Raw genomic sequence first — 13,260 nt, 5'->3', positions numbered from 1 at the left:
GGACGAAGCCTTCCGTGGGCAGGGGCTGGGGGAGGTTCTGGTGTTCGATGCGATCCGTACCGTGGCCTCGGCCGCCATCGGCAGCCACGCGATCTTTGCGGACGCCATCGATGAACGAGCCGCGACGTTCTACGCGGATCTCGGCTTCAGGCCGCTGATCGACAAGCCGATGCGGCTGTTCCTGCCGATCGCGACCGGCCTCATCGTGCTGAACCGAGGCGGGGCATGACGGGCGTTCAGCGCACTATGCTTTAGGCATCATGGCTTACAGCATCATGCCGGTAAACCGATCCGGCCTGATGCTCACGTTTGAGTTCGTCGAAGGTGTGCGACGAATTCTTCGGACGCAGCTCGAAAAAACTCAGCCGCGCTTGGCCAGCAGCTGCTCGATCAGCGAGCCGCCCTTATCGATCGCCGTCATCTCCTCGGCCACCGCGTTCACGGTGTCGCGAATCTGGTCCGCGGTGTGCTCGGAGGTAAGGAAGAAGCGCAGGCGCGAGGCCCGCTCAGGCACGGCCGGGTGGATGATCGGCTGCACGTTGATGCCGCGTCGGAACAGGCGATCCGACAGGGTCACGGCCTTGAGCGAGTCACCCACGATGATCGGCACCACCGCGAGCCCGAGGCTGAAGCCGGTATCGAGGCCGAGCTTCTTGGCGGTGGCCAGGAACAGCGTGCCGTTCTGGCGCAGGCGCTCGACCCGCTCCGGCTCGGCATGCATCACCGCCAGCGCCGCCTCGGCGGCGGCGGCAAGCGGCGGCGACATGCCGACGCTATACACGAAGCCGCCGGCGGTGTGCTTGAGGTACTCGATCAAGGCGATCGGGCCGCAGATGTAGCCGCCGCAGGTCGAGAGCGTCTTCGACAGCGTGCCCATCCAGAGGTCGACCTCCTTCGGGTCGACGCCGCAATGCTCGAACAGGCCCGCCCCGGTGCGGCCGGTGACGCCGAGGCCATGCGCCTCGTCGACCATCAGCCACGCGTCGTAGCGCTTCTTGAGCGCAACGAGACCCGCGAGGTCCGGCGCGTCGCCGTCCATGCTGTACAGGCCCTCGACCACGATCAGCGCCCGGCGGTGCTCGTGGCGGGTGTTCTGGAGAAGGCTCTCCAGGGCGTCGAGGTCGTTATGCGCGAAGGAGCGGCGCTGGGCGCCGGAGAGCTGCGCGCCGGTGACGATGCTGTTGTGCGACAGCGCGTCGTGGAAGATCACGTCGCCGGCTTCCAGAAGCGCCCCGATGGTCGTGACGTTGGTGGCGTGGCCGCTCACCATCACGATGCAGCCCTCGGTGCGGTAGTGCTTCGCCAGGGCCTGCTCGAGGCTGATATGGCCCGGCCGCTCGCCCGCCACCACACGGCTCGCCGACGCGGAGGTACCGTAGGCGTCGATCGCCTCTCGGGCCGCGTTGCTGACCCGGGGATGCCCGTTCAGGCCGAGATAGTCGTACGACGAGAAGTTGGTGAAGGTCTTCTGGTCGATCCGTGTGGTCGCGCCGGCCTTCGCGTCGTGGACGCGGAAGAACGGGTTGCCCAGCCCGATCAGCTGCGCCGCCTGGCGCTGCAACTGCAGCTCGCGGTAGCCCGGCAGGTTCTCGAAGTTCTGCGCAGCCGATTGCCCGGCCGGAGAAGCCGCCTTGGCGGGCGCCGGGCGCGGCGTCGCGCGTCCGAGGCGGTTCGTCACGAAGCCGGCGAGCGCCGCGCGCCCGCCGTCAGGCCGTGCCGTATCGGTCATGAGTTGGTCTCTTTGATCTCGCTGTTGGTCTTCTCGATGAGTTCCCTGAGCGGCGCCATCATCTGCGCATCGATCTCACCACCGATATGCTTCGAGACGAGGCTCATCGCGACACCGGCCGCTTCATCCATGGGCGCGGAAACCGCCTGAATTAAGGACTCCGACAGCTCGTTGACCGTCATGCCGGACGACAGGCCGGCGGGCGGCGCATCGAGGGCGAAGCGCTCCTGCAGGCTGGCGCCGAGCTCGACGCCCATCAGCGAGTCGAGACCGATCTCGGAGAGCTGGCGCACGCGGCTGATGTCGTCCTTGGGCAGGCGCAGGATGCGCGCGATGTCCTCGACGATCGCGTCCGACACCGTCTTGCGGACCGCATCCACGTCGCCCCCCTTGAGGAGCGCGCCGATGTTGATCGCCTGGACGCCGCCGGCCTCCGCCTGCTGGTCCGACCCGAGGTCGGCGTAGCTCGGCGAGCGCATCGTGGCGAGCCGCTCGCGCGCCTTGCCCCAGTGCATCGCCGCGATGGCGATCACCGCCTCGTCCGGCGAGGTCCCCTGGCTCTCCAGGGCATCCGCCATCAAGTCAAGGCAGCGGCGCGCCTCCATCGGGGTGACGCCGACGCGGCCGGCGAGACCTTCCATGACCGCCTTGTTGCGGGCGAGCATGCCGACATCGCCGATCGCGCCCCAGGCCACCGCCAAAGCGGGCAGGCCGCGGCGGCGGCGCTGCCGAGCCAGGCCTTCCATGAAGCCGTTGGCGGCGACGTAGGAGCCCTGGCCGGGGTTGCCGATGAACGTCGTGGCCGACGAGAACATCACGAAGTAGTCGAGGCTGCGGTCCCGGGTGGCGGCGTCCAAATGCTGGGCGCCGACCACCTTCGGGCCGATCACGGCGTCCAGCGCCGCCGCGTCGATGTTGGCGATCAGGCCGTCCTGAAGCACCGCCGCGGCGTGGAGAACGCCCGCGAGCTTCTTCCCGCCTTGCTCGATCTCGGCGATCAGGCGATCCACCGCCGAGCGGCTGGTGATGTCGACGGCCTTGGCCTCGACCTTGGCGCCGCGCCCAGAGAGTTCGGCGACGATCGCCTTGGCCTCGTCGGTGGTCGCGCCCTTGCGGCCGGCGAGCACGAGGTGCCGGGCACCCTTGTCGACGAGCCAGCGCGCCGCCTCCAGGCCGAAGCCGCCGAGGCCGCCGGTCACGAGGTGAACGCCGGTCTCCGAGACCGTGAACGGCCGCTTGGTCTCCTTGAGGATCGTGCCGGCCTTGGGCGGGCTGATCACGATCTTACCGATGTGACCCGATTGCTGCATCAGCCGGAACGCGTCCGATGTCTCGGCCGCCGTGAACGGCTGGTACGGCAGGGGCTTGAGGCCGCCGTCGTTGAACAGGGCCATGACCTCGCGGAACATCCGCGCGCCGTCGTCGCCCTGGTGCTGGATCACCTGATCTAGGTCGACGCCGAAGTAGCTGAGGTTCCGCCGGAACGGGCGGAGGCCGATATGGGTGTTGGCGACGTAATCGCGCTTGCCCAGCTCGACGAAGCGGCCGAACGGCCGAAGCGCGTTGAGCGAGCGCTCCATCGCCTCGCCGAACAGGCTGTTCAGCACGATGTCGACGCCGTCGCCGGTGATCGCCCGGACCTCGTCCACGAAGGCCAGCGAGCGGGAATCGAGCACGTGCTCGGCACCCAGCGCCTTCACCAGGGCCCGCTTCTCGCGGGAGCCGGCGGTGGCGATGACCCGCGCGCCCTTCAGCTTGGCGATCTGCAGCGCGGCGAGGCCGACGCCGCCCGCGCCGCCATGGACCAGCACCCACTCCCCGCGCCGCATCCGGGCGCAGGAGACGAGGCCGTAATAGGCGGTCAGGAACGCCACCGGGACGGTCGCGGCCGCCATCGGGTCGAGGCCCTGCGGGCTCGGCGCGACGACGATCTCGGGCACCACGATGTGGGTGGCGAAGCCCGACTGGGCGAAGGCGACGACCGGGTCGCCGGCCTTGAACCCCTTCACGCCCGGGCCGACGGCCGTGACCCGGCCGGCGCATTCGAGGCCTAGCCGGGGACCGGCGAAGCCGTCCTCCAGGATCTCCTCGGGCAGCATCGAGAGCGCCCACAGGACGTCGCGGAAGTTCAGGCCGGTGGCCTCGACCGCGATCTCGATCTCGCCCTTGCCGGGGGTGCGGCGCTCGGCCGGGCCCCAGACCATCTCGTTGAGGCCGCCGGTGTTGCTGCGCTCCAGGCGCGCGGCCTCGGCCGGGACGGCATCCGCCAGATCCCGGTGCTTGGGCCGGCCGGCATGGAAGCGCACGACCTGCGTCCGCTCGTCGTCCAGCACGATCTCGGTCTCCGGCGTACCGGAGAGGATGAGGTCACGCAGACGCTCGGAGGCCCGCTTCGACGACATCTCGGGCGAGAGGTCGATGCGGCGCACGTCGAGGTTCGGCGCCTCGTTGGCTAGGGTGCGCGAGAACGCCCACACGCCGGCCTCGATGTTGGTGGTCTGGCCGCCGCGGTCGCGGGTGGCGCCCGGCGCCACGACCCACAGGCGGGTCTGGCGGGCACCGAGATGCTCGGTGCAGCGCTTCAGGCTGAGGCAGCGGTCGCGCAGCCGCTCGGCCGCCTCGCCGCCGCGGGTGAAGGCGCCGGCCAGGAACACCACCGTGTCGGGGGTCTCCTTCTCCAGCTCCATCAGCGACGTCTCGGAATCGAGGATGATCGACACGTGCACGCCGCCGGCGACCAGCAGGGTCGCCAGGGACGAAGCCGTCTCGGCCGCGAACTCGTCATCCGAGCCGATCACGAAGGCGAAGCTCTGGGCCGGAGCGGGGCCCGGACGCACCGGCGCCTCGGCGACCAGAAGCAGGTCGTCGCCGTTGGCCGACGCCGCGCGCTCGACCGCGACCTTGACCAGGCCGTGGGCGCTGAGCGTGCGCTGCCAGCCCTCGATATCTTCCAGGCGCCCGACCGGCATGCCGCCGACGGCCTCCTCGAACCATCCGCCCGTGAGGCCGAACACGAGGTCGCGGAACAGGGACGCGCCCGGCTCCACGGCCACCAGCAGGCCGCCGGTGGCGAGCGCCCCGGAGAGCTGCCCCGGCAGGGCGCGATCGCCGCGATGCAGGCTGCCGGCCGCGAGGATCAGGTCGAAGCTGCCGGGGGCGAACTCGTCCGCCGCCTCGACGACGGCGGCGCCGTTGGTCAGCGACAGGCGCGCGCGCTCGGCGAGCCGGCGATCCGCCTCGAACACGGTGAGCCGGGCCTCGGCCGCCGCCGCGAAGGCGGCCGCCTGGGCGGAGAGCGGGCCGAAGCCGACCTGCAGGACCCGCAGGGCGCGCTCCTTCGGCAGGTGTCCGCGGCTCGCCTCGATCAGGCCGGCGACCACGTCGGCCGTGTGGCGGGCGGTGGCCGAGCGCATGACGAAGGCGTCGATGGCGCCCTGAGGCAGGGCCGGGGCCTCGGTCAGCTTGCCCGCGAGCAGGCGATCGACCATGGCGCCGACATCGGCGATCAGCACCAGTTCGGCGGAGAGATCCGGATGGTCGCCCGCGATCCAACGCATGATCTCGTCGGGAGCCGGCAGCGCCGAGCCGTCTTCGCCCAGGGTCCAGTTCTGGCCGGCACGCTCGGCCAGGCCGCTGCTCTCCAGGGCGTAGAGCGCGTTCAGCACCCAAGGGCGCAGGGCCTCGGGCACGCGCCGGTCGGCGACCGAGACGGTCCCACCCTCGGCCAGCCCGGAGGCGAGGCGATAGGCCAGCGAGGTCGCCCAGCCCTCCAGCAGGAGGTGGCCCGGCGACAGGGCGGCGTCGGCCGGCCCCTTCGCCTCGGCGGTGAGCGGACGCAGGCGGGCGGCCACGCTCGGCCGGCGCTCCATCGGGATCGCGGTCGGCTCGGTGGCGAGCTCCGGCACCTGCGAGATCGCGAAGGCCGAGAGGTCGCCGCCGCCCTTGGCGCGCAGGGCCTGGAAACGGCCCTCGCGGATCGTGGCGACCACTGCGCCGTCGGCGTCGAGCAGGGTGAAGTCGGCCAGGATCGAGCGCTCGTTGCAGCGCCGCGTCCGGATGATCGAACGGGCGATCACCGCACCGGGGCGCAGAAGCCGCACCTCGCCGAAGCGCACCGGGATGTAGGCTTTGCCGGCGTTCTCGCCGAGCAGGTCCGCGAACAGCAGGATCAGCCCGTGGAAGCAGGCGTCGAGGCGGGCCGGGACCAGGGTGAACCGGTCGTCGGCCACGGCCGGCAGCAGGTCGGACACGATGGTGATGTCATCCAGCCGGGCGCTCATGGCGACCTGCTGGAAGCTCGGGCCGAAGCCGAGGCCCGAAGCGCGGGCGCGGCCGTAGAGCGCCTCGCCGGTCAGGACCTGCTCGCCGGCGGTGTCGAAGTCGAACCCGTTCAGGTCGGGTGCCTTCGGGGCCGTAAACGTGCCGTCGACGATCTTGGCCTGGGCGTGGAGCTGCCAGGGCGTCTGGGTCAGGCGCGGGCGGCTGAGGACCTGGATGCCGTTGCCGGTGCCCGACAGACGCACCGCGACCTCGCGCAGCGCCTCCTCGGCGAACACCATGGGCGACAGGATCTCGAAATCGGCCAGCACCACCTCGTCGTGGCGCATCGCCTCGCGGACGCAGGCCAGCGCCATCTCGACGAAGCCGGCGCCGGGCATGATCACCTGGCCGTCGACCTTGTGGTCCTCCAGCTCGGGCAGGGTGGCCGGATCGACGAAGCCGTTCCATTCCAGGCCGTCGAAGGTGGTCCGCGAGCCGATCAGCGGGTGGTAGGGGCGGGCGCTCATCGCGCCGACGCTCTCGGGGGTGTCGGCCAGGCGGAACGGACGCCGCTGCCACGGATAGGTCGGCAGGCGCACGTCGCCCCGGGGGGCATCGCCGAACAGCAGGGATTCGTCGACCTGCGCGCCCTGGACCAGGGCGGCGCTGACCGCCTTGGCGATCGGGTCGCCGCCCGACGCCTTGCGGTGCATGACGCCGACCGTGGCGGTCTCGATGCCGAGCGGCTCGACCGCGTCGCCGACATGGGACATCAGCGTCGCGCGCGGTCCGACCTCGACGAATACGCGGGCGCCGCGGCGGGTGGCATCCTGCACGGCCTCGCTGAAGCGCACCGGCTCGCGGATGTTGCGCCACCAGTAGCCGGCGCCGAAGTTGTCGCCCTCCAGCACGCTGCCGGTGACGGTGGAGACCATCGCGGTGGTTCCGGCCTGCGCCTTCAGTCCGGCGAGGTCGCGCAGCAGCGGCTTCTCGGTCGGGTCCATCAGGCGCCCGTGGAAGGCGTAGGCGAGGTCGAGCTTGCGGCCGCGGCGGCGCTTGCGCGACAGCGCCTTGAGGGCAGCCTCGATGTCGGCCACGGGCCCGGCGACCGTGACGGCCTTCGGGCTGTTGTACGCGGCGATGTCGAGGGACGGGTAATCCTTGAGGAAGGCCTCGACCTCTTCGGCCGGCATCAGCAGCACCGCCATGGTGCCCTGGCCGTGCGTCGTCTCCTGGTGGTGGCTGCGGTAATAGATCACCCGGACCGCGTCCTCGAGGGTGAGGACGCCGGCCGCCTCGGCGGCGGCGATCTCGCCGACGCTGTGGCCGAGCACATAGGAGGGGATCAGGCCCTTAGCCTTGAGGGCGGCCGTCGAGGCGCTCTCGATGGCGAAGATCAGTGGCTGCGAGACGCTGGTGAGCGCCAGGCGCTCGTCTAGGTCCTCGGCGTAGAGGGCCTGCTTGAGCGACCAGTCGGCATAGGTCTGGAACAGGGTGTCGACCCTGTCGAAGGCGGCCCGGAACGTCGGGTTCTCCTCGTAGGCCTCGCGGCCCATGCCGGCCCACTGGCTGCCGTTGCCGGAATAGACGAACGCGACCTCGGCGGCGCGGTCGACCGCGGTGCCGGTGAAGGCGTCCTGGGCGTCCTCGCCCTCGCCGACGGCGCGCAGGGCGGCGGCCACGTCGGTCTTGCCGTCCAGCGCGATCGCCAGGCGGGCGGGGAGGCGCTCGCGCCGATGGGCGACCGCGGCGGCCACGGTGGCGACCCGCTCGGGCTCAGCCTCGAGACGTTCGGCATAGTCGAGGGCGAGCTCGTTCAGGGCAGCGCGGGTCTGGGCCGAAAGCAGCAGAACCTGGGCGGTCGGCGCCGGGGCGGCCTCCGCCGCCTGCGCGCCCACGTTGCCGTCGGTGATGACGACGTGCGCGTTGGTGCCGCCGAAGCCGAAGGAGTTCACGCCCGCATAGCGCTCGCGCGGACCGCGGGTGATCGGCAGGGCCTCGCGGACGACGCGGAGGTTCAGCTCGTCGAACGGGATGTCGGGATTCAGCTCGGCCGCGTGCAGCGACGGCGGCACGAGGTTGTGCTCCAGCGCCAGCGTCGCCTTCATCAGGCCGGCGAGGCCGGAGACCGGCTCGGTGTGGCCGATGTTGGTCTTGATCGAGCCGATCGGCAGCGGCGCCTGGCGGCCGACGCCGAGCTTGGTCCCGATGGCCGAGGCCTCGATCGGATCGCCCACCGGCGTGCCGGTGCCGTGCGCTTCCATGAAGGCGAGGTCGTCGAGGCTGATGCCCGCGTCGCGGTACACGCGCTCCAGCAGGGCGCCCTGGGCGTAGCCCGACGGCAGCGAGATGCCGGTGGTGCGGCCGTCGGAATTGATGCCCGAGGCCACGATCCGGGCGCGCACGGTGGCGCCGTTGCGCCGCGCGGCCTCGGCCGATTGCAGCACGAACACCACGCCGCCCTCGGAACGCACGTAGCCGTCGGCGTTCTTCGAGAACGCCTGGCACAGGCCGGTGCGCGAGAGCATCTGCGCGGTGGAGAAGCAGATGAAGTTGAACGGGCTCGCCAGCACGTTGACGCCGGCCACGACCGCGGTGTCCACCCGGCCCGACTGGATCGCCTGCACGGCGTTGTCGAAGGCGACCAGCGAGGACGAGCAGGCCGTGTCGACCGTGAAGCTCGGGCCCTTCAGGTCGAAGATGTAGGAAATGCGGTTCGAGATGATCGAGAGCGTGTTGCCTGTGGCCGCGTAGGCGTCGCCGGAGGCCGCGTCGAGGATGCGCAGGTTGCCGTAATCGAGCGACGAGGCGCCGACGAACACGCCAATGTTGCTGCCGGCCACGCTCGACGGACGCAGACCCGCATCCTCCAGGGCTTCCCAGGTCAGCTCCAGCAGCATCCGCTGCTGCGGATCCATTTGTTCGGCCTCGCGGGGCGAGATGCCGAACACGGCCGGGTCGAACGACCAGATGTCGTCGATGACGCCAGCGGCCCAGGTGTAGCTCTTCCCGCGCTCCTGGGCGCGCGGATGCGCGAACCGGTCGAGGGAGAAGCGGTCACTGGGAACCTTGCTGACGGCGCAGCGTCCCTCGGACAGGAGTTGCCATAGCCCGTCGACGCTGGGGGCCCCGGGCAGTCGGCATGCGCGTCCGACGATCGCAATGTCTGTACGTTGTGTCACGTTCGGTTCGCACACGCTCGTTATCGGAAGTCGGCTCGGCTCGCGACGAGTGAGTACCGTCTCACCCCTTACTGTGGCACCATTGCGGTGTCCAACCTGCCCCCAGGCAAGGTCATCCCTGCCCGGGCAGATTGCGCGGCGCTGTGACATGTATTCATCAGGCTGCACTCCAATGCCAACGGCCGAAATGCCAAGTTTGCTCGGCATGACCGCCTGTTGAGACGGTCGCGCGACCATCGAAATGCCACAGTTGCGCGTCGGCGGACGGAGCCCGTCTACCGGGGCCGCGAGGGTTTTCCAAAGAGATCTTTGCAGCAGCCTGCAGATCTAGAACGGCAACGGCACGGCTGATCGCTGGTCCGCCAACGTTCAAGACGTCCCCGGAGCGGCATAAGCCTTGGCGCTATCCTTGGATCGTCCGACGCCGCGATAGGTGAAACCGTGGCGCTCGGCCGTCACGGGATCGTAGATGTTGCGCAGGTCGATGAGCACGGGGGCGGACCCGGCCGGCGCCATGATCCGGCGCAGCCGGTCGAGATCGAGCGCCCGGAACGCGTTCCACTCGGTGACGATCACCAGGGCGTCCGCGCCCTCCGCGCACGCGTAGGCGTCCTGCGCGAAGTCCACCCCGGGCAGGAGCGGCCGGGCCTGCTCCATCCCCTCCGGGTCATAGGCGCGCACCTTGGCGCCGGCATCCTGAAGGCCGGCCACGATCGACAGGGACGGCGCCTCCCGCATGTCGTCGGTGTCGGGCTTGAAGGTCAGGCCGAGCAGGGCCACGGTCCTGCCCCGGACGCTGCCGCCGCAGGCCTTGATCACCTTGCGGGCCATGGCGCGCTTGCGCTGGTCGTTGACCGCCACCACGGTCTCGACCAGCCGCAGCGGCGTCCCGGCATCCTGGGCGGTCTTGACCAAAGCCAGCGTGTCCTTCGGGAAGCACGAGCCGCCGTAGCCGGGGCCGGCATGCAGGAACTTGCCGCCGATCCGGTTGTCGAGGCCGATGCCGCGGGCGACCTGCTGGACGTCGGCGCCGACCTCCTCGCACAGGTCGGCGATCTCGTTGATGAAAGTGATCTTGGCGGCCAGGAACGCGTTGGCGGCGTACTTGGTCAGCTCCGCCGTGCGGCGACTGGTCACGACGATCGGGGCGGCGTTGAGATAGAGCGGCCGGTAGACCTCGCGCATCACCGCCTCGGCGCGGGGATCCTCGCTGCCGACCACGATCCGGTCCGGGCGCTTGAAGTCCGAGATCGCCGCGCCCTCGCGCAGGAACTCGGGGTTCGACGCCACGGCGACATCGGCCTCTGGCCGCCGTTCGCGGATGATCCGCTCGACCTCGTCGCCGGTGCCCACCGGGACCGTCGACTTCGTCACCACCACGGTGAAGCCCGTGAGCGCTCCGGCGATCTCCCGGGCGGCATCGAACACGAAGGAGAGGTCGGCGAAGCCGTCGCCGCGCCGCGAGGGCGTCCCCACCGCGATGAACACCGCGTCCGCCTCGGCCACCGCCTCCCGCAGGCTCGTCCCGAAAGCGAGCCGGTCCTGCCGGACGTTCTCGGCGACCAGGGCGTCGAGCCCGGGCTCGTAGATCGGCATGCGGCCGGCGTTCAGGCTGGCGATCTTGTCCGGGTCGCGGTCGATGCAGACGACGCTGTGGCCGAAATCGGCGAGGCAGGCCCCGGATACCAGGCCGACATACCCGGCCCCAATCATCGCAATCCGCATCCGGTCCTCCCGGCAACCCGCCGTGCGGCTCGCTGCACTGCAGCATGATCCGAGACCGGCGGCGATGCAACCCGGGCCGCTCGGCAGCGCCCGTTTCCATTCCGCGCATGCAACACCGCGGAAACACGACTGTTTTTTGACAACGCCGACAGGTCCGGCTTGACGGCGGCCGAAGCTTGTCGCCGTCGCGCGCCCTCCGCGCATGCGTTCGCGGCTTCGCAGCGCGGTCGGCTTCCTGTAGAAGCGCGCCCGCCGGCCGGGCGAGACCGCGCGCCGCCAGGCCCCATTCATAGGACCAAGCCCCATTCATAGGATCGGCGAAGGACCGCGATGACCGAATTGCCGAACGTGCACGTGCGCGCCGAAGTCCTGGCCCAGGCGCTGCCCCACATGCAGCGCTACGACCAGGAGATCGTGGTCATCAAGTATGGCGGCCACGCCATGGGCGACCGCGCGGCGGCCGAGGATTTCGCCGAGGACATCGTCCTCCTGGAGCAATCCGGCGTGAAGCCGATCGTGGTGCACGGCGGCGGCCCGCAGATCGGCAAGATGCTCGACCGGCTCGGCATCCAATCCGAGTTTCGCGGCGGCCTGCGGGTCACCGACGAGGCCACCGTCGAGGTGGTCGAGATGGTCCTGGCCGGTTCGATCAACAAGCAGATCGTCGGCTGGATCTCGGCGGAGGGCGGCCGGGCCATCGGCCTGTGCGGCAAGGACGGCAACATGGTCCGCGCCAAGCGGGCGATGAAGACCGTCATCGACCCCGAGAATCACACCGAGCAGACGGTCGATCTCGGCCTGGTCGGCGAGCCGGATCATGTCGAGCGCGGCGTCCTCGACGCGGTGCTGAAGGCCGAGCTGATCCCGGTCCTCGCGCCGGTGGCCTACGGGGCGGACGGGCAGACCTACAACGTCAACGCCGACACCTTCGCGGGTGCCATCGCGGGGGCGCTGCGGGCCAAGCGGCTGCTGCTGCTCACCGATGTCCCGGGCGTGCTCGACAAGGACAAGAAGCTGATCCCCGAGCTGACCGTGGAGGATTGCCGGCGCCTGATCGCCGACGGCACGATCACGGGCGGCATGATCCCGAAGATCGAGACCTGCATGTACGCGATCGAGCGGGGCGTGGAGGCGGTGGTCATCCTGGACGGCAAGGTCAACCACGCGGTGCTGCTGGAGCTGTTCACCGATTACGGCGCCGGCACCCTTATCCGCCGGAGCTGACCTCGTCGGGACGGCGATGGGCGGATCGGACGCGGCAACGCCCGCGCCGCTCGCGCATTGTCGTCGTCCCGGCTCAGCCTCGCGCAAGCCCGCGCTGCAAGCCTGGCCGTACCCGGCCGCCGATTCCGGAGGGATCGCCGGTCGGGGCCGCGTCGCACCGAGGGTTTCGAGCCGCATCCGATTGCACTGCGACCGGGCATGGTTCTAGAATCCGAGGGATCAGGATTTCAAAGGGACACGGTGCACCACCCGGAGAAAGCCCAGTTCACCACCCCCGCGTCGCGCGGGTTCGCCGATGTCGACACCTGGGTGTTCGACCTCGACAACACGCTCTATCCGAGCGACGCGCAGGTCTGGCCGCAGGTGGACGAGCGCATCACGCTCTATGTCATGCGGCTTTACGGGATCGACGGCATCTCGGCCCGCGCCCTGCAGAAATACTTCTACCACCGCTACGGTACGACCCTGACGGCGCTGCTGACGGAGGAGGGGGTCGATCCGCACGACTTCCTCGACTTCGCTCACGACATCGATCACTCGACGATCAAGCTCGACCAGAGCCTCGGCGACGCGATCGAGCGGCTGCCCGGGCGCAAGCTGATCCTGACCAACGGGTCGCGCCGCCACGCCGAGAACGTCGCGGCCAAGCTCGGCATCCTCGACCATTTCGAGGACGTGTTCGACATCGCGGCCGCCAACTTCGTGCCGAAGCCCGAGCGCTCGACCTACGAACGCTTCTTGGACGCCCACGGGGTCGAGCCGACCCGGGCCGCCCTGTTCGAGGACATCGCCCGCAACCTCGCGGTGCCGCATGATCTCGGCATGGCCACCGTGCTGGTGGTCCCCAAGATCGTCGATCCCTACCGCGAAGCCTTCGAGCAGGAAGCGGTGCGCGAGCCCCACATCGACCACATCACGGACGATCTGGCCGCCTTCCTGTCGGCCTGCGTGCTGCCGGTGGCGACGCGGGGCTCCACGGCCGCGGATCGCCCCTGACGCGGCGACCGGCAGGGCGATCGCTTGAAGGGGATCAGGCGGTCTGAGTGACGATGGCTCTGAGGTAGTCGTGGTTCCAAGCGGCGGCTTTTCTGCGGGTCTTGAGGCTGTCCGTGTCGGATGCGGTGCGGATGAGGTTCATGG

General features: G+C 70.1%; 6 protein-coding genes. 3 read left to right on the top strand and 3 right to left on the bottom strand.

Annotation, left to right across the window (positions count from 1 at the left end):
* Positions 1-229: GNAT family N-acetyltransferase (locus FV233_RS25060; protein WP_210249505.1), on the top strand; the 229-nt coding region annotated here is incomplete at its 5' end.
* 132 nt (positions 230-361) lie between these two features.
* Here the strand turns inward: FV233_RS25060 and FV233_RS25055 are convergent.
* The 3 genes from FV233_RS25055 to FV233_RS25045 all read right to left on the bottom strand — a co-directional run bounded on the left by FV233_RS25055 (position 362) and on the right by FV233_RS25045 (position 10,896).
* Positions 362-1,729 (bottom strand): aminotransferase class I/II-fold pyridoxal phosphate-dependent enzyme, encoded by a 1,368-nt coding sequence (locus tag FV233_RS25055; RefSeq protein ID WP_147856296.1) that lies wholly within the window; start codon positions 1,727-1,729, stop codon positions 362-364.
* A complete protein-coding gene (locus FV233_RS25050) occupies positions 1,726-9,171 on the bottom strand; it encodes a type I polyketide synthase (protein WP_187278220.1) in 7,446 nt (2,481 codons plus the stop codon). Before FV233_RS25050 ends, FV233_RS25055 begins: the two co-directional genes overlap by 4 nt.
* Before the next feature lie 369 nt (positions 9,172-9,540).
* Positions 9,541-10,896: a UDP-glucose/GDP-mannose dehydrogenase family protein gene (locus tag FV233_RS25045; protein ID WP_147899120.1), complete on the bottom strand. Its 1,356-nt coding sequence runs from the start codon at positions 10,894-10,896 to the stop codon at positions 9,541-9,543.
* A 330-nt stretch (positions 10,897-11,226) separates the two neighbouring features.
* Between FV233_RS25045 and argB the strand changes: the two genes are divergently transcribed.
* Entirely contained in the window at positions 11,227-12,120 is an 894-nt protein-coding gene (argB, locus tag FV233_RS25040) for an acetylglutamate kinase (protein ID WP_147856054.1), read from the top strand.
* Between the two features lie 240 nt (positions 12,121-12,360).
* A complete protein-coding gene (locus FV233_RS25035) occupies positions 12,361-13,116 on the top strand; it encodes a pyrimidine 5'-nucleotidase (protein ID WP_147856055.1) in 756 nt (251 codons plus the stop codon).
* The last annotated feature ends 144 nt before the right edge of the window (positions 13,117-13,260 follow it).

This window comes from Methylobacterium sp. WL7 (assembly GCF_008040085.1).
GTDB lineage: Bacteria > Pseudomonadota > Alphaproteobacteria > Rhizobiales > Beijerinckiaceae > Methylobacterium > Methylobacterium mesophilicum.
This window is presented reverse-complemented; position numbering and strand designations above follow the sequence as displayed.